This window comes from Rhodoferax sp. RT5P35 (assembly GCF_056521385.1).
The window spans coordinates 1-20,426 of record NZ_JBWMAX010000019.1; the positions used below are offsets into that span (position 1 = coordinate 1).

Genomic DNA, 20,426 nt, shown 5'->3' on the forward strand with positions numbered 1-20,426 from the left:
CTGGGCCGCGTCGCCCTGGGTGTATTCGCCGATCACATCGCCCAGGTTGGACGGGTTGATGTTGGGGGCGTAGCTGGCACCCGCGATCCATTGGCCGTTGATGTAGTTGTCGTGTTTCATAGGTCTGGAGGTGAAAGAGTTGGCGTTTCGATACGGTAAAAGCGCAGGGCGTTGTCGCACATCACGGCCTGCTGCTGCTTAGGAGCCAGGTCGCCCAGGATCCGCTGCATGCCGGCGACCAGGTCGCGGTAGCCGATGCGCAGGCCGGCAACTGGGAAGTTGCTGGCGAACATGCAGCGCTGCCAGCCAAAGATGGCCAGTGTTTCGCGCACGATGTAGGCGTTGTCCTGCCAGTTCCAGGGCTGGTCGCGCAGTCCAAATTCGGACAGCTTGACGTGCACGTTGGGCTGCTGCGCGAGCACTTCCATGGCATTGCGCCAGCATTGCAGCCCCTCGGGGCTGCGGTCCCAGGCAAAGCCGTGGTGGTTCAGCACGATGCGCAGTTGGGGAAACTGCGCCGCCACCTCGGCGGCCTCGGCCAGGTGCCAGTAGGGCACGCGCAAATCCCAGCTCAGGCCGTACTGGTCCAGCAGGGCCAGGCCGCGCAGCCAGCGTTCGTCCTGCATGGTGCCTGGTTGGCCTTGCACGCTCGCCCCTGCCTGTGCTGCGGTCACCGGCTTGCTGCGGATGCCGCGTACCAGCGGATGGCGCATTTGCTCCTGCAGCCGCTCCGCAGTTTCAGGTCGGTCCAGCCAGACATGGGCTACCACGGCATTTGGGAATCCGTATGTGGCATGCATCTCGTGCAACCAGGCAGTTTCGGCCACCTGCTGGCTGCGGTCGCGTTCGGCCTCCACATGCACGGTGGCGACCACCTGGCTGCTGTGGCTAATGGCGCGGTAGTCGGGCGGCAGAAAGTTTTGGCACAACGATCGGTAGTCGCCCAGAAAAAATGCCTGCGGGTCGTAGCCGTGCTGCAGCCAGGGGTAGCTACCCAGCGACAGGTCCCACAGGTGGTGGTGGGCATCCACGACGGGCATTGCATCCATCAGTGTTGCCAAACGTAGGAAGAATCGGGTTCGCGCAGGGTTTTGATCTCCTGCTCGAATTCGAAACTGTCCAGATTGAGGCGGCGCACGGTCTCGTCCTGGAACGAGATATAGACCGCACGGTCCAGTGGATGGAAGGACAAGGCCAGGGGATTACTGGGTAGCTTGAAGCAGTGCTGCTCATGCAGATCGGTGTCGAATATCGACAGCGAATGTTCGCCCGAGTTGGTGGTCAGCAGCAGGTCCTGGCCGTTGGCGCCGCGGAAGCGGTAAACCCGGTTCGGATCACGCCGTGTTTTACCCCGGGCCACGATTTGCATGCTGGCGGTATCTACCGCCACGATGGTGTCGTCGCCGCGATTCGCCACATACAGCAGCGATTCATCCGCAGACAGCACATTGCCCTCGGGCACCGGGCCGGGCACCATGGCCACAGGGGTGAAGGTCGGGTCGTTCGGCTTGATCTTGGTGACAGTGTTGGACAGCAGGTTCAGTGCATACGCTGTATTGGCATCCCGGGTCAGTGCAAACAAATGGGTTTTATAGCCGCCTGAGGCCACGGCCAGATCGGGTACGTGGCGGTTCACCGGGTCTGAGAAGCGCAATAAGGTGTTGTGCGCTTCGGACATCACATACAAACGTCCTTGCGCGTCCACGGTCAGACCATGGGGCCGGTAGAACGGCCAGATGTTCAGGGTATGCACATGTGCACGCTTTTCCAAGTCGATCACGAACACCGAATGTCCACCTACATCCCCCAGATGGCTGGCGGTCTCTATGCCGTAATGCCCTACATAGGCCAGCCGCCGCACCGGGTCCACGGTGAATTCGTGCGGGAAGTTGGGCAGCACGATGTGCTTTTGTGCCTGACCGGTGGCCAGATCGTAAAAACTGAAGGTGTGGGCACACTTTTGAACCAGCAGCAGAGTTTCTTGTTGGGGCATCATGGGTTCCAGTAGTGGTTTCAGTGAACGTCGGCGCTCAAGAATTGCCGCATTTCCGGCGTCTGCGGATTTGTGAAGAGCTCTTGTGAAGGGCCGGACTCCCATATCCGGCCCTGGTGCATAAAGACCGTGGTGTTGGCAACCTTGCGGGCGAACGCCATTTCATGGGTCACCAGCACCATGGTCATGCCTTTACGGGCCAGGGTTTCCATGACGCTCAGCACTTCTTGCGTCAACTCCGGGTCCAGCGCGGATGTAACTTCGTCAAACAGCATCACGCGCGGTTTCATCGCCAGCGATCGGGCAATGGCCACGCGCTGCTGCTGGCCGCCCGACAGCGTGTCGGGATAGACATCGAACTTCTCGCCCAAGCCCACCAGCTTCAGCGCTTCCTCTGCGTCCTTACGGGCTTGCGGGCGTTTCATTTTCTTCACCACCATAGGGGCCAGCATGATGTTTTCGCCGACCGACAGATGCGGAAACAGGTTGTAGCTCTGGAATACGATGCCTACATCGGCACGCAGTGCGCGCAGATGCTTGGGGTTGCTGTCCAGCGTGTGGCCTGCCACCGTGATGCTGCCGGCATCAATCGTCTCCAGCCCATTGATGCAGCGCAGCATGGTGCTTTTGCCTGAGCCGCTGCGGCCGATCAGGGCAAAGACCTGTCCGGTTTCGACGCTGATCGAGGTTCCTTGCAGAACCTTGACGGTGCCAAAACTTTTATGGATGTTGTTGACTACGATCTCAGGCATGGGATTTCCTTTCCAGCCTGCGGCTGAAGTATGAAAGCGGGTAGCAGACGCAAAAATACAGTGCTGCCACGATGAGGAAGACCGCGAACGGCTGGAATGTCACGTTGTTGATCAGTTGACCGGCTTTGGCAAGTTCGACGAAACCGATGATGGACGCGATGGACGAGTTCTTCACCACCTGCACCATAAAACCTACCGTGGGCGGCAATGAAATCTTGATGGCTTGCGGAAGAATGACGTGGCGGTACTGCTGTGCCCGGGTCATCCCCAGGCTTTCTGATGCCTCCCATTGCTGTTGGGCCACCGACTGTATGGAGCCGCGCCAGATATCGCCGAGGTAGCCGCTGACATAGATGCTCATGGAGACACTGGCTGCGATCATGGGCGGCAGGTCGTAGCCGAGCAGGCTCAGTCCGTAGTACGACAGAAACAGCAGCATCAGCACGGGTGTGCCCTGCACGATCTGGATGTAGGTGGCGGCCGCAGTTCGGATTGCGCGGGAGCGGGCCACCCGGGCCAGGGCCACGCCCAGACCCAGCACGCCACCGCAGACGCAGGCAATGCTGGCCAGCAGCACGGTCCAGCGCAAGGCGCCTAAAAAGAACAGCAAGTCATTCCAGCCAAGGGAGCGGATCATGGGAGTACCTCCTGGATAGTTGATATGGCACCGTCACCCTTGCCGCCTGGCTTTGTCTGCCGCCGCGCCAAAATGAGCCTGGCCAGCAGCGCCAAGACAGCTTTGAACACCAGGGCCAGACCCAGATAGACCAGCGTTACCAGGATGTAGACCTCAAAGCTTCGGTAGGTTTCTGAATCGATTTGCGAGGCGATGGACGAGAGCTCTTGCGTCGAGATGGCGGATGTCACGCTGGAGGCCAGCATCATCAGGACGAACTGGCTGGACAGCGCGGGATAGACCTTGGCAATCGCTGGCTTGATGACGATGTACCGAAAAATTTGCAGCGGCGTCATGCCCAAAGATGCCCCCGCTTCAATTTGTGAACGGTGTATGGAGTCGATACCGGCGCGGATGATTTCTGTGGAATAGGCACCCAGGTTAATGACCATGCCGATAAGCGCGGCCTCGGTGGCCGTCACCCGCATGTGCAGCGCGGGCAAGCCAAAAAAGAGGATGAACAGCTGTACCAGAAAAGGCGTGTTGCGCACTACTTCCACATACGCGTCGATGCAACTGCGTATGCGCCCGCCATGGATCCAGCGCACGCCGCTTGTTGCTATGCCGATCGCGGTTCCGAAGAAGATGGCGCCGGCCGAAAGCTCGATGGTCATGAGCGCACCTTCGGCCAGTTGGTCGAGGTGCGCCAGGACCGGCTCGAATTGAAATTGATATGCCATGAGATTCTCCGGTCCTCCGCAAACCAGGCTGCGATGCGCGCCATCTGTTGCAGGGGAAAATTTGTATCAAGGGCGGGGCGGCAGGGTCAGCGGTTGCCAGGGGCTTCGGCATCGGCGCAAAGTGGTGTGCGGCAACTTGCGCGGGGATGCTAAGCCGAGATCGCTGGCCGTCACCGTCCGGCCAGGGGCTTAGGGCTTGCTCAGGTCGGCCAGCGGGTTACCCGTCCATTTCAGCGCTATCTTGTTCAGCTCGCCCGATGCGGTCATCTTGGCGATGGCTTTGTTCAGCCAGTCGCGCATCTCGTTTTCTTCCAGCCGCACCGCCATGGCATTGGGCTGGTGAAAGAAGGTGAACTTGATGGCCATATCTACGTCGGGCTGCTGCTTCATCACATCTTTGGCGACACCGTCTGGAACGGCTGCGGCGTCAATCTGCTGCGCCAGCAGGGCCTGTACCACGGTGGCATCGTCCTGGAAGCGGACGATCTGGAGGCCGGGGATGTTGGCCCGGGTCAATGCTGTTTCCTGGCTGGAGCCACGGTTGACCCCGACACGCTTGCCATTCAGGCTGTCAAGCTTGTCCAGGGCTGTGCTCTTGCCCGCCACGATGACCATCTGGAACGCACTGTATGGCGCGGTAAACATGACCACTTTGGCACGCTCTGGTGTTGCCGCCAGCGTCGCCACCAGAAAGTCGACCTTGCTGGCCTGCAATGCCGGAATGCGGGCTGGGGGCACGAGGGGCACCAACTCTGCTTTGACGCCGAGGTAGCTGGCCAGCAAGCGCGCCACATCAATGTCATAACCAGCGGGGTTGCCGTTGGCATCTACCGTTCCATAGATCGGTACGCCGGACAGAACTCCAATTTTCACGCTGCCGCGCTTGATGATCTCCTCGGACGTGATGGCGCTGGCGTGCGTCGCTACCAGACCCAAAGTTAGTGCTGCGGCGCAGAAGGCGAGCTTGCGCAGTGCGCGTTCAATTTTCTGGGAAATAGCCATAGTGTTCTCCTTGTGGATTTTGAAAATCTGTGGTGCTACAGGCGCTTTTCCAAGCCTTTCGACCTGGGCTGCAACTTCTCAAGCTTTTTAAGGCTTTGGCGCAATAGCTACCAGCGCAGGCAGCTATCAAAAAAGTAGTATTTATGCCCAGCGCAAAACCAATGGGTCCAGCCGCTTGGCGGTCTCGATCAGGCCCGCACGGACATTCGGATGCATTGCTGGCCAGGGATGGCGCGGAGCTTCGCAGCCAATTACACCGCCTTCGGCCATCAGCGACTTGGCCGTCAAGATGCCTCCCTGGCGGTTCTCGTAATTGATCAAGGGCAGCCAGCGGGTGTATGCGGCCATGGCATCCTCACGGCGGCCTGCGGCGTAGGCATCCATGATCTGGCGGATACCGTCGGGGTAGGCGCCGCCGGTCATCGCACCGGTAGCTCCGGCATCCAGGTCGGGCAGCAGGGTAATAGCCTCTTCGCCGTCCCACGGACCTTCCACCGCATCGCCGCCCAGGCGGATCAGCTCGCGCAGCTTGCTGGCAGCGCCCGCAGTTTCGATCTTGAAGTAGCTGAGCTGCTGGATCTCGCGGGCCATGCGCGCCAGGAAGGCCGCAGACAGCACTGTGCCGCTGGCGGGTGCGTCCTGGACCATGATGGGAATGTTGATCGCGTCCGACAGCCGGGCGTAAAACTCGAAGATCTGCGCCTCGGGCACCCGGAAAGTGGCCCCGTGGTAAGGCGGCATCACCATCACCATGGCCGCACCCTGGGCCTGGGCGCGCTGGCTGCGGGCGATGCAGACATCGGTACTGAAATGCGTGGTGGTGACGATCACTGGCACCCGGCCATTGACGTGCTCCAGCACGGTGCGCGTCAGCACCTCGCGCTCTTCGTCCGACAGCAAAAACTGCTCGGAAAAGTTGGCCAGAATACAGATGCCGTGCGAGCCCGCGTCCACCATGAAGTCGATGCAGCGCTTCTGGCCGGGCAGGTCCAGTGTGCCGTCAGGGTGAAAGATGGTGGGCGCGACGGGAAATACGCCTTTGAAGCGAGCAGCCATCTCGCTCACTCCGTGATCACGAACTGGTTGAGGAAATCGGTGTTCAGCGTCAGGCCCAGGCCCGGCGTATTGTCGTCTAGCTGTACAAAGCCGTTCTCCGCCACCGGCTCGCCCTTGAAGATGTAATAGAACAGCTCATTGCCCACTTCCACGTCGAACATCGGGAAGTATTCGCTCATCGGGCTGGCGATGGTGCTCATGGTCAAGTGGTAGTTGTGCATCTGGCCTGCGTGTGGAATGACCGGCACGCTGTGGGCCTCGCACAGGGCATTAATCTTGTGCGCAGCGGTGATGCCGCCGACGCGGTTGGTGTCGTACTGCACCACGCTGACAGCTTTTTTGTCCAGCAGCTGCTTGAAGCCGTAGAGGCTGAATTCATGCTCGCCGCCGCTGATCGGGATGATGCCCATGGCGTTGAGTTCGGCGTAGCCGTCGATGTCGTCGGCGATCACCGGTTCCTCTAGCCAGCGGGGTTCGAACTTGGCCAGCTTGGGCAGCATGCGCTTGGCATATTCCAGGTTCCAGCCCATGTAACACTCAAGCATCAGGTCGTTGTCATAGCCAATCACTTCGCGCACGGCTTCCACCGATTTCAGGTTTTCGGCCACACCGTGTTGCAGGTGGGCCGGGCCGTAGCCAAAGCGCATCTTGAATGCGGTGAAACCCTGGTCCTTGAAGGCCTGGGCTTCCTTCTGCATCTCACCTAAATCGGTGCGGTACAGCTTGCTGTAGTAGCAAGGAATTTTCTCTTTGGTGCGGCCACCGAGCAGCTTGAAGACCGGCTTGTTGACCGACTTGCCCAGGATGTCCCAGATCGCCAGGTCGATGGCCGAAATCGCGCCCATGGTCACGCCCTTGCGGCCCCAGGCATGGGTGGCGCGGTACATGCGCTGCCACAGGTATTCATAGTCCCAGGGGTCCTGGCCGATGACCAGCGGGGCCAGGTACTCGTCGATGATGGCCTTGGCGATCTTGGGGGCCAGGGCCACGTTGCCCAGGCCGATGATGCCGCTGTCAGTTTCAATCTCCACCACCGTCCACGAGTGGAAGCGGAAGGTGCTCATGCTCTCGGTCTTGGAGTAAACCAGGTCCATGGCGTTGGAGCAGAAGTTGCCCAGGGGCGGCACGGTTTTGCCCTTCCATTCGAAGACGCGGGCGCGGACGGCGGTGATTTTCATGGTGTCTCTTTCTCAGTTTCTCAGTTCAGGTGTTTAGCCAGGCCCATGCGGGCGGCGATGCGGAATGCGTTGTAGGTGGCGTTGACATCGGCCTTGCCCTGGCCTGCGATGTCGTAGGCCGTGCCGTGGGCCGGCGTGGTGATGGGCACGGGCAGGCCGCCTTGTACCGTTACGCCCTTGCTGAAGCCCATCAGCTTGATGGCGATCTGGCCCTGGTCGTGGTACATGGTGACGATGGCCTGGTACTCGCCATCGCGCGCTTTGAGGAAGATGGTGTCGGCCGGAAAGGGGCCCTCTACCGCGATGCCCTGCGCTTTCAGCGCGGCCACCGCCGGGGCAATGGTGTCGATCTCTTCGCGCCCGCAGGTGCCGCCGTCGCCACCGTGCGGGTTAAAGGCCGCCACCGCCACCTTCGGGCTGGCAATGCCGCTGGCCTGCAGCGAGCGGTAGATCAAGGTGGCAGCCTGCTCGATGCGCTCTTGCGTGAGGTAGCTGGCGGCATCTTTCAGCGGGATGTGCGAGGAGACGCGCGAGGTCCACAAATCGCCCAGGGTGTTGAACTCGCAAAAGTAGGTTTGGACACCCAGGTACTGGGCGAAGTGGTGCAGCTCGTCCTCAAACTGCAGGCCGCCTTGCTTCATGGCGAACTTGTTCAGCGGGGCAAAGCAGATGGCATCCACTTCGCCGCGCTGGGTGGCATCCATGCAGGCATTCAGCACCTGCAGCACCGACGCACCGCCGATGGCCTGGGCCTGGCTGCGCACCACCTGTGCAGCGGCCACGGTGTCCATGGGCAGCCACGCCGCTTGCGAGGTATCGGCCCGGGTGCGAGCCTCGGCAAAGCTGCGCATGGGCTGGGTGGCGACTTGTACACCGGCGATTTTTTGGCCCTCGGCCCAAAGCCAGGCATCGCCCACCAGCACGATGTTGGCATGCGCCGTGGCATCGGTCTGGCCGAGCAGGCGGGCGATCAGTTCCGGGCCGATGCCTGCAGGATCACCCAGCGTGAGGGCCACGACGGGTAGGGTGGCAGAGGGAGTGGCAGTCTGCATGGTGGTGTCCAGTAGGTTGGGTTCCAACCGGACGCAGGCATCCAGTCACCACCAGGCGGGCTGGCGATAAAAGGGGGCTTGTCTCCGGTCACAAAGTCTTCGCAATGCGTTAGGTTGGAGCGTATGTTAGGCAGCTGATTGATTCCCGTATAGTGAAAGTATTTGATGTATTGATTGCCTAGGGTTATCAAATGACCGACACCACCACCCAGCTCCTGAACCGCCTGCGCATGCGCCAGGTGGCCTTGCTGCTGGCGATTGACGAACACCGCACCTTGCACGCTGCCTCGCAGCAGATGGGCATGACCCAGCCCGCAGCCACCAAGATGCTGCACGAACTGGAGGACGCGCTGGGCCAGCCTCTGTTTGATCGGGTGGGGCGGGGACTGCAGCTAAACCCGGCCGGGCAGGCGGTCATGAACACCTTTCGCGGCATGCGCGGCACCATGGAGGCGTTAAACCGCGAGCTGGAGGACTTGCGCCTGGGTGGGGCCGGCAAACTGTTCATCGGCAGCATCATGGCCGCGTCCCCGGGGCTGCTAACCGACAGCCTGATCCGCCTCAAAGAGGAGTACCCGCTGCTGTCCATCGAGATTGCGGTGGACACCAGCGACCGCTTGGTGGAGCAGATGCGTGAGGGCGCGCTGGACGTGGTGATTGGGCGCATGCTGGGCCCGGCGCGGCAGAACCACCACTTTCGGCCGATTGGCGAGGAGCCGCTGTCGGTGGTGGTGGCCGTGGACCATCCGCTGGCCGATAAAGCCAGCGTGTCATTTGAAGACATGCTGCAGTTTCCGTGGATTTTGCAGCCCCATGGCAGCCCCATGCGCGAGGTGCTGGAGCAGGAATTTCGCGACCACCATACGGGATTTCACCGCGGACTGATCGAGACCTCGTCCATCCTCACCACCACCAACCTGATCTTCAAGACCCAGATGATTGCGGTGATTCCAGAGTCCAGCGCCAGCCGCTACCAGACCCACGGGCTGCTAAAAATACTGTCCTACACCATCAACCACAAGCTGGCGGCTTACGGCAGCATTGTGCGCAGCGACCGGCCTTTGGGTGTGGCAACGGCCCGGTTTCTAGAGTTGCTCCATGCCTAGGTTTTTAAGCTTTTTAGGCCGCTAGCGCATATAAAACCTGCGCTAGTAGCTATAAAAAATATAGCTTCAACCCAAGGTGATGCGTACATCGCCTGGCGCTTGCGCATCGGCGGCCAACTCGCCCTGCGTCTGCACCTGGGTATACAACGGGGTGAAGTCGGGGGCGGTCATGTCGAACAGCTGCTGGAAGCTGTCGATCACAAAGTAGGTTTGCTGGTAGCTGTCGATCTTGTAGCGGGTGCGCATGCAGCGGGTCACGTCCAGGGCGATGCGCTGCGGATCGGGGCTGTGCACGCTGTGCTGCAACTCTCCGGCCGAGCTGAGGATGCCCGCACCAAAAGCCCGCAGCCCGTCCGCTTGGCGCACCAGGCCGAATTCGATGGTGTACCAGTACAGGCGCGACAACAGTTCGCAGGCGCCCAGGCCGTGGGCTTTCAGGCCGCCCGCGCCGTAGGCCTGCATGTGCTCGGCAAACACCGGGTTGAATAGCAGCGGCACGTGGCCAAACAGGTCGTGGAACACATCCGGTTCGACGATGTAGTCCATCTCTTCGGGCGTACGGATCCAGTCGGTCACCGGGAACTTGCGGTTCGCCAGCAGGGTGAAAAACGGCACCTCGGGGATCAGCCCCGGCACGGCCACCACTTCCCAGCCGGTGGCCGGGGTCAGGCGGGCGTTGATTTCCTCAAAGCGCGGAATACGGTCGCGCACGCCCAGCAAGGGCAGGGCTTCAATGAATGCATCGCAGGCCAGGCCCGGCACCAGGGCCGACTGGCGCTCGAACAGGCGGCGGTAGGTGTCGTGGTCTTGCGGCGTGTAGGCGGCGTAATTTTGCGGGCAGGTGTAATCGGCCAGAACCAGGCCATCGCGGGCGTAGTCACCCCGCGGCGGACGACTGCCCTCGCCGTAGACCACCGGGGCTGCGCCGGTGTGCGCCAGAGGGGTTAGCGCAGCCATTTGTCCGCCGTACGCTGGTACTCACCCGTGGCCTGCGCCAGATGTAGCCACTGGTCGACAAAGGCCTTCATAGGCACGTCGCCGCGCGGCAGCAGGTAGGCCATTTCGCCGTACTGCAGTGGCTTGTCGGGGTTGATGGCGCACAGGCCGGGCTTGAGCTTTTGCTGCACCAGGGCTTCGGCGGCTTCGGTCACAAACACGTCGGCACGGCCTTGCAGCACTTCGTCAAAGATGGTCAGGTTTTCGGGGTGGATGGTCAGCGTGGCCTGTTTGTAGTTGGCTTTGGCAAAGCGTTCGTTGCTACCGCCAGGGTTGGCGATGGCGCGCACACCGGGTTTGTCGATGTCGGCCAGCGACTGGAACTTGCCCACGTCGGCACAGCGCACGATAGGTGTTTTGCCGTTCACCATGTAGGCGGTGCTGAAGAAGGCTTTTTTCTGCCTTTCGGTGGTCACCGAGATGCCGCCCACGCCGATGTCGCATCGGCCCGCCACCATGTCGGGCAGCAGGTTGGCCCAACTGGTTTTGACGAACTCTAGCTTGGCCCCCAGGGCCTTGGCCAGCGACTGCGCCAGGTCGGCATCCATCCCTTCAAACACGCCGTCGGCGCGCAGGAAGCTGAAGGGCTTGTAGTCGCCGGGCGTACAGGCGCGCAGCACGCCGGTTTGCACCACAGTGTCGAGCGTGGAGGCGGTTTGGGCCTGGGCACCGAGTGCGCAGCCCCAGGCGACGGTGAATGCAAAAGAGGCGCGAAGAACAGTGGGGTACATGGACATCCTCAAGGGGTGAATGGGGTGGTGGCAGTCTACGCTGGCAGGGCAGGCCTGCGTTATGGGCATGGGCCTACTGTAGGTCTGTGGCGCTGGCGTTTTTCTGCAAATTCAGCTGTCTGCTGGTGGCTGGCGCAGGAAAGCTGCAAAATCACGCCGATGGAAACACTCGACAAGATTGACCGTCTGATTCTGCGCAGCCTGCAAGCCGATGGCAGGGCCACCTACGACCAGATTTCAGAGCAGGTGAGTCTGTCGCCCAGTGCGGTACTGCGCCGCGTGAAGCGGCTGGAGGACACCGGGGTGATTGACCGCTATGTGGCTCTGGTCAAGCCCGAGGCGGTGGGTTTGGGGTTGACCGCATATCTGAATGTGCGGTTGGAAAAGCATACCGAAAGCCACAAGCGCAACCCGATGGACGTATTCCGTGCCAGCGTGCAGACCTGGCCCGAGGTGGTGGAATGCGCGTCACTAACAGGGGAAATGGACTATTTGCTGCGCGTGGTGGTGCAAGACATGGCCGCCTACGCCCGCTTCATCATGGACACGCTGCTCAAGCACCCGAGTGTGGAAGACTGCAAAACCAGCTTTGTACTGGACCACGTGAAGGCCACCACGGCCTTGCCGGTGTAGCTTTCTGGAAGATTCAGCTTGCGTAAGCCGCGCTGCGCAAACGCAGGCCAAACGCTACCACCAGCGCGCCAAAACTGATGGCAAAACCGATGATCAACCAGTCGATTGCTACAACATAGCTACTGGGGATGATGAGGAGCAGCACGCCACACAGCACGGCCAATGCACCTGACAAGACCATGCTCCACTCGCCCCTGATGGATTGGCGCATGCGCATCGCTGACACCATCTGCAGCGTACCCATGGCCAGGGACCACAGGGCCACCAGCGATGGCAGGCCCATGGTTTTGCCTGGCAAGGCAAAGATCACCCACCCGGCACACACTCCCACCAGCCCCTCCAGCGCCAGTGACCACCATGGATGGTTTTTTTCGCGTATCTGGTAGGCCGTGAGCAAGGCCAGAAAGCCGTCGGCTACCACATAGGCACCCCAGATCGGTGTCAGCGTTTCAAATTCACGGTTGGAAACCAACAAGGCCAATCCGCCAAACAGGATTGCCACCAGTCCGCGAAACACCACCCAGCCCCATTGCCGACCCATTTGGGTTAAAAAATAATCGGTATGTATGCGCATATGGGGATCTCTTGTCTGTGAATAAATACGGTAATGTGCTTTTTAAAACAGATTGAATGCAAAGTTTATGCCGTCTCGACAATGTACTTATGGCGAATTGCTGTTTTGGAACCGCGCAGAGCGGCATTATTTGGCATTGATTTTGGTGGGCACCCCTAGTTCATGGCCCAGACGGGGTGTTGGACTGGATTTTTAAGGGAAAACCCGTATATTCCAAGGATGCCCGACTTTCAAAACCCGTCCTCTGCACCCTTGGCCCTGGTCGCCTCGCGGGCAGCCTCGCCCATTTTGGTGCCCATCCGCTCTTTGGGCGTGGGCCACCGCGAGCGCATCGCCGCCCATTTGCTGGCGCTGGACCCGCGCGACCGCTACCTGCGCTTTGGCTACAACGCCGCCGACCGCAATATCTTGGAGTACGTGCATAGCCTCAATTTTGTGAAAGACGACATCTTTGGCATTTACAACCGCAAGCTGGAGCTGATTGCCATGGCGCACCTGGCGTATTCGGTGAATCCGCAGTTCAAGTCCTGCGCCGAGTTTGGCGTGTCGGTGCGGCCCACGGCCCGTGGCCGGGGCTATGGCGCGCGCCTGTTCGACCGGGCCACCATGCACGCCAGCAACGAAGGGGTGGAGCTGCTGTTTGTTCACGCCCTGAGCGAAAACACCGCCATGCTGAAAATCGCCCGCAAAGCCGGCGCCACGGTGGAGCGCGATGGCTCCGAAGCCGAGGCGTTTTTGCGCCTGCCGCCCGCCACGCTGGACAGCCGCGTCACCGAAATGCTGGCAGAGCAGATCGCCCAGACCGACTACCAGTTCAAGACCCAGGCCAAAAATTTTTGGGACCTGCTCAGTGGCCTCCAGAGCGTGCGCCAAGGTTTGAAGGATGCGCGGCACAAGTCGGCGGCCTGATGCTTTCGTGCCGCTGTCGTAGGGATCAGCTATCCTTGGCGCTTGTTAACAACCGCCCGTCCTGCATCCAAGGCTGTGTCAGACCCCTACCCCGCGCGCTCGTCTTCCTTTGTCCCTGAACGGGAAGACAAGCGCGGCTTTCTGCAAAAACTCGCCGAATTTATCCACCCCGGACCCGATTCGCGCGACGAACTCCTGGAAACCCTGTCCGAAGCCGAGGACAACCACATCATTGGTGCCGAGTCGCGCGCCATGCTGGAGGGGGTGATCCGCATGGCCGACATGGCCGCGGGCGAGGTGATGGTGGCGGCTACGCGCATGGACCGGCTCAACATTGCTGCGCCGTTTGACGAGTTGCTGCACATCGTGATCGAAACCGCCCACTCGCGCTTTCCGGTTTACGAGGGCGAAAAAGAAAACATCATCGGCATCCTGATGGCCAAGGACTTGCTCAAGCTGCAGCGGGCCCCTGAGCTGAACATCCGCGCGCTGCTGCGCCCGGCGGTGTTTGTGCCCGAAACCAAGGGCTTGAACGACCTGCTGCGCGATTTCCGCGGCAACCGCAACCACCTGGCCATCGTGGTCGATGAATTTGGCCGCATCGCCGGGCTGATCACCATCGAAGACGTGCTGGAACAGATCGTCGGCGAGATCGAAGACGAGTTCGACATTGCCGAGGACGAGGGCGACATCTTTGGCCTGGCCGATCGCACCTACCGCGTCAGCGGCGACACCTCCATCGAGCGCGTCAACGAAGCCTTTGGCGTCAAGCTGGCCAGCACCGACCCCGACGACGACTTCGACACCATTGGCGGCCTGATCGCCCACGAAATGGGCCACGTGCCCAAGCGTGGCGAGCACCATGCCATGGCCGGGCTGAACTTTGTGGTGCTGCACGCCAAGGGCGGCGCGGTGCGCTGGTTCAAGGTGTCGCCGGTGGCCGATACCGACCTGACCGGTTGATGCGCGGCCTGTTCGGTCGCAACCGCGTCCCTCCCACTCCTTTTGCGCTGGGCTTGAGCCTGGTGGCGGGCCTGGCCCAGGCCCTGTCCATCGCCAACCCCTGGAACGGACAGCCGCTGTGGTGGCTGCAGTTGCTGTCGATGGCCGGCCTGTACTGGCTGGTGGAGCGCGCTGCCACGCCCCGACGCGCGGCCCTGCTGGGCTGGGTGTTTGCCTGGGCTTGGCTGAGCGGCACCTTCTGGTGGCTGTTTATTTCGATGCATACCTACGGCGGCCTGCCTGCGGTCCTGGCCGTGCTGGCGGTGGGCGGGTTGGCCGCAGCCCTGGCGCTGCTGTATGCACTGGCATGTGGATGTTTTAAGGCGCTAGCGCATATTCCACCTACGCTTCGTGCTATTGTTTTTGCATTTTCATGGTTGTTGGCCGAACTGGCGCGTGGGCAGTGGCTGACCGGCTTCCCCTGGGGCGCGGGCGGCTATGCCCAGCTGGACGGGTTGGCACTGCTGGCCCCGTACGTAGGTGTGTATGGCGTGGGCTGGATGGCCTCGCTGGTGGCGGCGTGCGTGGTGCTGCGCCAGTGGCGGGTGCTGGCGCTGGTGGCGCTGCTGGTGGCCACGGCCGACTCTGTGGTGCAGCCGCCCAACGACCCCGCGGCCCGCCTGCCGGTCACGCTGCTGCAGGGCAATATTCCACAGGACGAAAAGTTTGAGCTGGGTGCCGGTGTGCCGGTGGCGCTGAACTGGTACGGCGAACAGCTGTCCCAGGCCCGCACCCCGCTGGTGGTGGCCCCCGAGACCGCCATTCCCATGCTGCCGCAGCAGTTGCCTGCGGGTTACTGGGCCGGACTGCTGCAACGCTTCGCCAGCGGTGGGCAAACCGCCCTGGTCGGCGTGCCGCTGGGCAATACCAAAGACGGCTACCTGAATGCCGTGGTGGGTCTGCAACCCGGCCAGCCGCAGCCATACGAGTACGCCAAGCACCACCTGGTGCCTTTCGGCGAGTTCATACCGCCGCTGTTCAAGTGGTTTACCGAGATGATGCACATCCCGCTGGGCGACTTCAACCGGGGTGCGGTGGGCCAGCCGTCCCTGGTGGTGGCGGGCCAGCGCCTGGCACCGAATATTTGCTACGAAGATTTGTTTGGCGAAGAGCTGGGCGCGCGCTTCATCGACCCGGCAAAGGCCCCGACCATCTTTGTCAATATCAGCAACATTGGCTGGTTTGGCGACTCGCTGGCGATTGACCAGCATCTCAGCATTTCGCGCATGCGGTCGTTGGAGTTCGAGCGGCCCATGCTGCGCGCCACCAACACCGGTGCCACCGCCATCATCGACCACCGCGGTCGGGTGGTGCAGGCGCTGCCTCGGCTGACGCGCGATGTGCTGGTGGGTGAGGTGGAGGGCCGGGGGCTGAACGCCACCAGCGGCTGGCGCATCACGCCCTATGCTTGGTGGGTGTCCCGCATGGGGCTGTGGCCGCTGTGGGGCTTGTCGTTGCTGGCGGTCGCCGTGCTGGGCCGGCGTCAGCGCGACGGTGACGGTATGGACAGCGGTAGGGGCAAATAAGCCGTCGCCTCAACCTCGACCAGCAGCGCATCGCCCGGCAGGAAGCGCGCCACTTCCACCACAGTGCTCACCGGCGGCTGGCCCGGATAGAACAGGCCGCGCACCCGGTTGTAGGCCGGGTAGTGGCGCAGATCGCGGAAGTACTGCACCAGCTTCACCACGTCGGCCATGCTGCCGCCGTGCTCCACCGCAAGCTGGCGGATGCGCTCCAGCACAAACCAGCTCTGCGCCACGATGGGCGCCTCGTACACGTCGACCGACATCTGGCCGGTCACAAAGCCCAGCGGCCGTAGCGCGGCGCGGGCAGCCTCGGGGATGTCGTCGTAGCTGCTCACTGCCAGCCGCCGCACCGGGTCTACCGCCACCACGCCGCTCATGAAGACGAAATCGCCCACGCGCCGGGCCGCAGCGTAATTCGCCATCGGCGTGCCCATGCCCGGCGCTGGCGCGGCGCTCATGCCTTCACCGGCCAGTCGCGCAGCTTGCCTGGATTCAGCAGGCCTAGCGGGTCGAAGCGCTGCTTCATTGCGACTATCTCGGGCGGCAGTGCGCCGCCCGCCTTGCCGTCTTCCACGATGAAGGTGTGCGGGTTGTTGATGCGCACGCCGTGGGCGCGGTGGATGCGGATGATCTCATCGAGCCGCTCCTCGGTGCTGAAGCGCACCAGCTGCAGCGCGCTGCAGGTCAACTGCCCATCCATGCCGCGCAGAAATTCCACATGCATCAGCACCTCGCCCGCAAACAGCTTTTCCATCTCGGTGATCTGCTGCACATGCTGGCCGGGCGTGAAGCTGCTTTGCAGGTAGGTCAGCGTCTTGTCGATGCGCAGCGCGTGCAGGGTGGTGTGGTTCCAGGTGAACTCGATCAGCGTGCGGTTGCTCTTCTGCACCTCTTCGGCGCAGCGGCGGTAGCTGATGTGGCCGCCGTGCGCCGCCGCGAGTTCCAGCAAGGCCGACTCGCCACACTCGGCCACCAGCGACAGCACCGCATGGCAGCCGCGTGGCAAAAATTCGGCGAGCTGGCCCAGGTGGTCCGGCACCGGGCTGGCGAAGAAGGCGACTTCGCGCTTGTCGATGCCGGGGGCGCGCGCCAAGGCATCGCCAAAGGCCAGTGCTGCATCGAATTCGCTGAAGGTCACCAGCGTCTCCAGCCAGGGCTGGGCCGGTGCCAGCGCCACCTCAAGCTCCAGCACCAGGCCGTTGGTGCCCCACAGGTGGTGCATGCGCATCGCCTCGTCACCGCGCAGCTCGACGGTCTGCGGCTCGGCCTCGATGGTCATGGCGCGCACGCCGAGCACGTTGCCGGGCGCTGCGAGCGGGCCGTAGTTGATCGAGCCGATGCCGCCGAAGCCACCGCCGAACAGGCCGCCGAGCGTGGCGCTGCGGTAGGTGGACGGCATGCAGCGCAGCTCAAAGCCAGCGGGCTTAGTTCGCTTTTCGATGTCGCCCAGGCGGATGCCGGCCTGCGCACGCGCCACGCCGTTGCGCAGCCAGCACAGCGCGTTGTAGCCGGTCATGTCGAGGACCACGCCGCCTGCCAGTGGGGTGGTCTGGCCGTAATTGCCGGTGCCGCTGCCGCGGATGGTGATGGGCAGCTGGTGGCGCGCGCAGGCGCCGACCACGGCACGGATCTCGTCCTCGGTGCGCGGGCGCACCACCAGGTCGGCGCGTTTGTGTTCTAGCTGGCGCTTGAGCACCGGGCTGAACCACGCAAAGTCTTGCGACAGCCGCGCGATGCGACCAGGGTCGGTGATCCAGTCGAGCCCGGGCAGTTCGAGCTGTAATTGTTCGATGGCGGAAGCGGGTGCGTTCATGGTGTCGTTGTCCTCAATCTTGGGAAAGCTCGCTGGCATGCCAGGAGCCGAGCGCCAGCTTTGACAGCCAGGCCATCAGCACGAACAGGCCCACGCCGGTGAGCGAGATGAGCAGCAGCGCGGCGAACATGCGGGGAATGTTGAGCTGAAAGCCCGCTTGCAAAATCTGGTAGGCCAGGCCTGCACCGGAGCCGCCGGTACCCGCCACGAACTCGGCCACCACCGCGCCGATCAGCGCCAGGCCGCTGGAGATGCGCAGCCCGCCAAAGAAATAAGGCAGCGCGCTCGGAATGCGTAGGCGCACCAGTTGCTGCCAGCGCGTGGCGCGGTTGAGCTTGAAGTAGCTCTGCAGGTCGGGGTCGATGCTGCGCAGGCCGAGCGTGGTGTTGGCGATGATGGGAAACAGTGCCACCAGCGCGGCGCACACTGTCATGGCCGCCACCGGGTTCTTCACCCAGATGATGATTAGCGGCGCCACCGCCACGATGGGTGTGACCTGCAGCAGCACGGCATAGGGGAACAGCGCCGTCTCGATGCGCTTGCTCTGCACGAACAGGAAGGAGATCAGCACACCGGCTACGGTGGCCAGCACGAACGAGAACACCGTGATCTTCAGCGTGACCAGCAGCGCATTGCCTAGCGGAACCCAGTCTTTCACCAGGGTTTCCAGCATCAGATAGGGCGAGGGCACGAGGTAGGGCGGTAGCTCCATCAGGGTCACCATCGCCTGCCAAAGGCCGACCAGCACCGCGCCGACCAGCAACGGGTAGACCACGCGCTGAACCTGTGGCTGGTGCAGCAGTGGCGTGCGCTGTCGTGATTGCGGGGTCTTGCTCACGTTGCGGGCTCCTCGGCTTGTGTGATGCTGGCGCGCAGCAGGCTGTCCTGCAGTTGCTTGGCGTAGCGGCTGAACTGGGGCGACACCATGAAGTCGGCGCTGCGCGGGTAGGGCTCGTCGATCTGGAACTGCTCAACCACCCGCCCGGGGCGCGCGGCCATCATGACCACGCGGCTCGACAGGAATACTGCTTCGTGGATCGAATGGGTGACGAAGACCACCGTGAGCTTTTTCTCGCGCCACAGGTCAAGCAGGTCGGCATCCAGTTTGTGCCGCGTGATCTCGTCCAGCGCACCGAAGGGCTCGTCCATCAGTAGCAGGTCGGGCTGGGTGACCAGGCCGCGCGCAATCGACACCCGCATTTGCATGCCGCCCGACAGCGCGCGCGGCAGTGCGCTGGCAAATTTGTCGAGCCCGACCAGCGCCAGCGACTCGGTCACACGCGCGTCGGCTTCTTTGCGCGGCACGCCGGCCAGGTCCAGCGGCAGGCGCACATTGGTCTGCACGCTGGCCCAGGGCATCAGCGTGGCCGACTGGAAGACAAACGATAGTTTCTGCGGACAGTTGTGGATTTCGGCGACCGGCTTGCGCCACACCAGCAGCCGCCCGTCGCTAGGCTCCAGCATGCCTGCGATCATCTTCAGCAGCGTGCTTTTGCCGCAGCCCGACGGGCCGAGCAGGGCGACGAACTCGCCCTCGGCAATCCGCAGGTCGACTGGCAGCAGCGCCTGCGTACCGTTGGGGTAGGTTTTCTCGGCGGAGAGAATCTCCACCGCAGGTATGCCGTGCGCCATGGTCGTATGGTTGTGACGGGGGGTGTGCTGGTGCGTCGGGTCAGGCGTTGTCCAGCTCAGGGCAGCACCTTGAGGTCTTTGACGAACTCGGTCGTGTAGGTCTTGGCGAGTTCGACCTTGGACGCGTCGATGAGTTTGGCCGCCACCAGGAAGTCGTAGCTGGCCTTGGCGCGCGCATCGGTCATCACGCCGATACCTTGCGTGGCCGCGTCGCCGCCGGTGACCATGCCCATCTCTTTGAGCTTGGCTACGCTGTAGGCGAGCTGGTCGTCGGTCATGTTGGGGTTGTCTTTCTTGATCAGCGCATTGGCGGGTGCCGGATTCGCCAGGTAGCTCTTCCAACCCTCGGCCGAGGCCTTGACGAAGGCGGCGACCTGTTTGCTGCGCTCCTTCACCGTTTTGTCCATGCAGGATACGGTGGTGGCGTAGGCCGGAAAACCGTGGTCGCTGAACATCAGCACGCTGGTTTTTACCCCGGCTTTCTGGATGGCGTAGGGCTCGGAGGTCAGGTAGCCCTGCTGCGCCGTGTTCGGGTCGGCCACGAAGGGCTGGATGTTGAAGGTGTAAGGGCGGGTCTGCTCGTCGGTGAAACCGAACTTGGTCTTCAGCCACGGCCAGTAGCCGCGCTGCGCCTGGGCACCGATCAGCAGCGTCTTGCCTTTCAGGTCTTCGAACTTCTTCACGTCGTCGTGCGCGATCAGCACCTGCGGGTCTTTTTGGAAGTAGGCCGCCACGTTGACCACCGGCACGCCGCCTTCACGCACCTGGATCATCTGGATGTCGCTGGAGCCCATGATGCAGTCGGCCTGGCCCGCCGCCATCATCTGGGTGATGTTGACCTGCGGGCCGCCCATCTTCAGCGTCACGTCCAGGCCGTACTTCTTGTAGGTGCCCTCGGCCAGCGCCTGGTAGAAGCCGCCGTGCTCGGCTTGCGCGTACCAGTTGGTCATGTAGGTGAACTTGTCCTGCGCCTGGGCGGAAACTGCCGCCAGGGTGACGGCGGCGAAACTGGCGAGACTGGCGAGACGGAAGGCAATGGGCTTGCGCATGGTGGGGACCTTTCGAAGTGCGGTTGGAGGAAAGACGAAGGAACGGACGGAGTGATGCAAATAGCG

At 62.3% G+C, this 20,426-nt stretch carries 22 protein-coding genes; 5 read left to right on the top strand and 17 right to left on the bottom strand.

The genetic code is table 11. The features are described 5' to 3' along the window. Positions 1 to 116 precede the first annotated feature (116 nt). From AC097L_RS21810 to AC097L_RS21850, 9 genes are all read right to left on the bottom strand, one after another. Positions 117 to 1,049 (bottom strand): amidohydrolase family protein, encoded by a 933-nt coding sequence (locus AC097L_RS21810; protein ID WP_479588821.1) that lies wholly within the window; start codon positions 1,047 to 1,049, stop codon positions 117 to 119. Beyond that, positions 1,049 to 1,993 carry a YncE family protein gene (locus tag AC097L_RS21815; protein ID WP_479588822.1) on the bottom strand — a complete coding sequence of 315 codons (945 nt, stop codon included), beginning with the start codon at positions 1,991 to 1,993 and terminating at the stop codon, positions 1,049 to 1,051. The genes AC097L_RS21810 and AC097L_RS21815 overlap by 1 nt, the downstream gene beginning before the upstream one ends. A gap of 20 nt (positions 1,994 to 2,013) precedes the next feature. Then, positions 2,014 to 2,745: an amino acid ABC transporter ATP-binding protein gene (locus AC097L_RS21820; protein WP_479588823.1), complete on the bottom strand. Its 732-nt coding sequence runs from the start codon at positions 2,743 to 2,745 to the stop codon at positions 2,014 to 2,016. Then, positions 2,738 to 3,382, bottom strand: coding sequence for an amino acid ABC transporter permease (locus AC097L_RS21825; RefSeq protein ID WP_479588824.1), 645 nt, complete (start codon positions 3,380 to 3,382; stop codon positions 2,738 to 2,740). Before AC097L_RS21825 ends, AC097L_RS21820 begins: the two co-directional genes overlap by 8 nt. After that, positions 3,379 to 4,101, bottom strand: a complete 723-nt coding sequence (locus tag AC097L_RS21830; RefSeq protein ID WP_479588825.1) for an amino acid ABC transporter permease — start codon at positions 4,099 to 4,101, stop codon at positions 3,379 to 3,381. The genes AC097L_RS21825 and AC097L_RS21830 overlap by 4 nt, the downstream gene beginning before the upstream one ends. A 189-nt stretch (positions 4,102 to 4,290) precedes the next feature. Then, complete coding sequence (locus AC097L_RS21835; protein WP_479588826.1) at positions 4,291 to 5,103, bottom strand: transporter substrate-binding domain-containing protein; 813 nt, start codon at positions 5,101 to 5,103, stop codon at positions 4,291 to 4,293. Positions 5,104 to 5,244: 141 nt separating this feature from the next. Continuing rightward, complete coding sequence (locus tag AC097L_RS21840) at positions 5,245 to 6,159, bottom strand: dihydrodipicolinate synthase family protein (protein WP_479588827.1); 915 nt, start codon at positions 6,157 to 6,159, stop codon at positions 5,245 to 5,247. A 5-nt stretch (positions 6,160 to 6,164) separates the two neighbouring features. Beyond that, positions 6,165 to 7,337, bottom strand: coding sequence for an L-rhamnonate dehydratase (locus tag AC097L_RS21845; RefSeq protein WP_479588828.1), 1,173 nt, complete (start codon positions 7,335 to 7,337; stop codon positions 6,165 to 6,167). Between the two features lie 20 nt (positions 7,338 to 7,357). After that, on the bottom strand, positions 7,358 to 8,389 hold the full coding sequence (locus AC097L_RS21850; protein WP_479588829.1) for a 4-hydroxythreonine-4-phosphate dehydrogenase PdxA: 1,032 nt from the start codon (positions 8,387 to 8,389) through the stop codon (positions 7,358 to 7,360). Positions 8,390 to 8,580: 191 nt separating this feature from the next. Here AC097L_RS21850 and AC097L_RS21855 point away from each other — a divergent pair, with 191 nt between their 5' ends. Then, positions 8,581 to 9,495, top strand: coding sequence for a LysR family transcriptional regulator (locus AC097L_RS21855; RefSeq protein WP_479588830.1), 915 nt, complete (start codon positions 8,581 to 8,583; stop codon positions 9,493 to 9,495). Between the two features lie 66 nt (positions 9,496 to 9,561). Here AC097L_RS21855 and phhA read toward each other — a convergent pair whose 3' ends face one another. Both phhA and AC097L_RS21865 read right to left on the bottom strand, forming a co-directional pair. Then, a complete protein-coding gene (gene phhA / locus AC097L_RS21860) occupies positions 9,562 to 10,452 on the bottom strand; it encodes a phenylalanine 4-monooxygenase (RefSeq protein ID WP_479588831.1) in 891 nt (296 codons plus the stop codon). Beyond that, entirely contained in the window at positions 10,440 to 11,222 is a 783-nt protein-coding gene (locus AC097L_RS21865) for a transporter substrate-binding domain-containing protein (protein ID WP_479588832.1), read from the bottom strand. Before AC097L_RS21865 ends, phhA begins: the two co-directional genes overlap by 13 nt. A gap of 159 nt (positions 11,223 to 11,381) precedes the next feature. On the opposite strand from AC097L_RS21865, the gene AC097L_RS21870 reads away from it, so the two are divergent. Continuing rightward, a complete protein-coding gene (locus AC097L_RS21870; RefSeq protein WP_479588833.1) occupies positions 11,382 to 11,855 on the top strand; it encodes an Lrp/AsnC family transcriptional regulator in 474 nt (157 codons plus the stop codon). 13 nt (positions 11,856 to 11,868) lie between these two features. Here AC097L_RS21870 and AC097L_RS21875 read toward each other — a convergent pair whose 3' ends face one another. Continuing rightward, complete coding sequence (locus AC097L_RS21875; protein ID WP_479588834.1) at positions 11,869 to 12,429, bottom strand: HdeD family acid-resistance protein; 561 nt, start codon at positions 12,427 to 12,429, stop codon at positions 11,869 to 11,871. Between the two features lie 219 nt (positions 12,430 to 12,648). Between AC097L_RS21875 and AC097L_RS21880 the strand changes: the two genes are divergently transcribed. The 3 genes from AC097L_RS21880 to lnt all read left to right on the top strand — a co-directional run bounded on the left by AC097L_RS21880 (position 12,649) and on the right by lnt (position 15,866). Beyond that, a complete protein-coding gene (locus AC097L_RS21880) occupies positions 12,649 to 13,338 on the top strand; it encodes an N-acetyltransferase family protein (RefSeq protein WP_479588835.1) in 690 nt (229 codons plus the stop codon). Positions 13,339 to 13,413: 75 nt separating this feature from the next. Then, a complete protein-coding gene (locus tag AC097L_RS21885; RefSeq protein ID WP_479588836.1) occupies positions 13,414 to 14,301 on the top strand; it encodes an HlyC/CorC family transporter in 888 nt (295 codons plus the stop codon). Continuing rightward, positions 14,301 to 15,866 carry an apolipoprotein N-acyltransferase gene (gene lnt / locus AC097L_RS21890; protein ID WP_479588837.1) on the top strand — a complete coding sequence of 522 codons (1,566 nt, stop codon included), beginning with the start codon at positions 14,301 to 14,303 and terminating at the stop codon, positions 15,864 to 15,866. Before AC097L_RS21885 ends, lnt begins: the two co-directional genes overlap by 1 nt. On the opposite strand, the gene AC097L_RS21895 is transcribed toward lnt, so the two are convergent. Genes AC097L_RS21895 through AC097L_RS21915 form a run of 5 tightly spaced genes read right to left on the bottom strand, consistent with a single transcriptional unit; the run spans position 15,824 to position 20,360 of the window. Then, entirely contained in the window at positions 15,824 to 16,324 is a 501-nt protein-coding gene (locus AC097L_RS21895) for a RidA family protein (RefSeq protein ID WP_479588838.1), read from the bottom strand. The two genes, lnt and AC097L_RS21895, sit on opposite strands and share 43 nt — an antisense overlap. After that, positions 16,321 to 17,679, bottom strand: a complete 1,359-nt coding sequence (locus AC097L_RS21900) for an FAD-binding oxidoreductase (protein WP_479588839.1) — start codon at positions 17,677 to 17,679, stop codon at positions 16,321 to 16,323. Before AC097L_RS21900 ends, AC097L_RS21895 begins: the two co-directional genes overlap by 4 nt. Positions 17,680 to 17,692: 13 nt before the next feature. Continuing rightward, a complete protein-coding gene (locus tag AC097L_RS21905; RefSeq protein WP_479588840.1) occupies positions 17,693 to 18,517 on the bottom strand; it encodes an ABC transporter permease in 825 nt (274 codons plus the stop codon). Beyond that, positions 18,514 to 19,311 (bottom strand): ABC transporter ATP-binding protein, encoded by a 798-nt coding sequence (locus tag AC097L_RS21910; protein ID WP_479588841.1) that lies wholly within the window; start codon positions 19,309 to 19,311, stop codon positions 18,514 to 18,516. Before AC097L_RS21910 ends, AC097L_RS21905 begins: the two co-directional genes overlap by 4 nt. A gap of 56 nt (positions 19,312 to 19,367) precedes the next feature. Next, positions 19,368 to 20,360: an ABC transporter substrate-binding protein gene (locus tag AC097L_RS21915; RefSeq protein ID WP_479588842.1), complete on the bottom strand. Its 993-nt coding sequence runs from the start codon at positions 20,358 to 20,360 to the stop codon at positions 19,368 to 19,370. Positions 20,361 to 20,426: the final 66 nt, after the last annotated feature.

Excerpts from the sequence above, each read along its gene's own strand:
- AC097L_RS21810 (WP_479588821.1), bottom strand. The coding sequence starts at position 1,049 with ATGGATGCAATGCCCGTCGTGGATGCCCACCACCACCTGTGGGACCTG.
- AC097L_RS21815 (WP_479588822.1), bottom strand. The coding sequence starts at position 1,993 with ATGCCCCAACAAGAAACTCTGCTGCTGGTTCAAAAGTGTGCCCACACC.
- AC097L_RS21820 (WP_479588823.1), bottom strand. The coding sequence starts at position 2,745 with ATGCCTGAGATCGTAGTCAACAACATCCATAAAAGTTTTGGCACCGTC.
- AC097L_RS21825 (WP_479588824.1), bottom strand. The coding sequence starts at position 3,382 with ATGATCCGCTCCCTTGGCTGGAATGACTTGCTGTTCTTTTTAGGCGCC.
- AC097L_RS21830 (WP_479588825.1), bottom strand. The coding sequence starts at position 4,101 with ATGGCATATCAATTTCAATTCGAGCCGGTCCTGGCGCACCTCGACCAA.
- AC097L_RS21835 (WP_479588826.1), bottom strand. The coding sequence starts at position 5,103 with ATGGCTATTTCCCAGAAAATTGAACGCGCACTGCGCAAGCTCGCCTTC.
- AC097L_RS21840 (WP_479588827.1), bottom strand. The coding sequence starts at position 6,159 with ATGGCTGCTCGCTTCAAAGGCGTATTTCCCGTCGCGCCCACCATCTTT.
- AC097L_RS21845 (WP_479588828.1), bottom strand. The coding sequence starts at position 7,337 with ATGAAAATCACCGCCGTCCGCGCCCGCGTCTTCGAATGGAAGGGCAAA.
- AC097L_RS21850 (WP_479588829.1), bottom strand. The coding sequence starts at position 8,389 with ATGCAGACTGCCACTCCCTCTGCCACCCTACCCGTCGTGGCCCTCACG.
- AC097L_RS21855 (WP_479588830.1), top strand. The coding sequence starts at position 8,581 with ATGACCGACACCACCACCCAGCTCCTGAACCGCCTGCGCATGCGCCAG.
- phhA (WP_479588831.1), bottom strand. The coding sequence starts at position 10,452 with ATGGCTGCGCTAACCCCTCTGGCGCACACCGGCGCAGCCCCGGTGGTC.
- AC097L_RS21865 (WP_479588832.1), bottom strand. The coding sequence starts at position 11,222 with ATGTACCCCACTGTTCTTCGCGCCTCTTTTGCATTCACCGTCGCCTGG.
- AC097L_RS21870 (WP_479588833.1), top strand. The coding sequence starts at position 11,382 with ATGGAAACACTCGACAAGATTGACCGTCTGATTCTGCGCAGCCTGCAA.
- AC097L_RS21875 (WP_479588834.1), bottom strand. The coding sequence starts at position 12,429 with ATGCGCATACATACCGATTATTTTTTAACCCAAATGGGTCGGCAATGG.
- AC097L_RS21880 (WP_479588835.1), top strand. The coding sequence starts at position 12,649 with ATGCCCGACTTTCAAAACCCGTCCTCTGCACCCTTGGCCCTGGTCGCC.
- lnt (WP_479588837.1), top strand. The coding sequence starts at position 14,301 with ATGCGCGGCCTGTTCGGTCGCAACCGCGTCCCTCCCACTCCTTTTGCG.
- AC097L_RS21895 (WP_479588838.1), bottom strand. The coding sequence starts at position 16,324 with ATGAGCGCCGCGCCAGCGCCGGGCATGGGCACGCCGATGGCGAATTAC.
- AC097L_RS21900 (WP_479588839.1), bottom strand. The coding sequence starts at position 17,679 with ATGAACGCACCCGCTTCCGCCATCGAACAATTACAGCTCGAACTGCCC.
- AC097L_RS21910 (WP_479588841.1), bottom strand. The coding sequence starts at position 19,311 with ATGGCGCACGGCATACCTGCGGTGGAGATTCTCTCCGCCGAGAAAACC.
- AC097L_RS21915 (WP_479588842.1), bottom strand. The coding sequence starts at position 20,360 with ATGCGCAAGCCCATTGCCTTCCGTCTCGCCAGTCTCGCCAGTTTCGCC.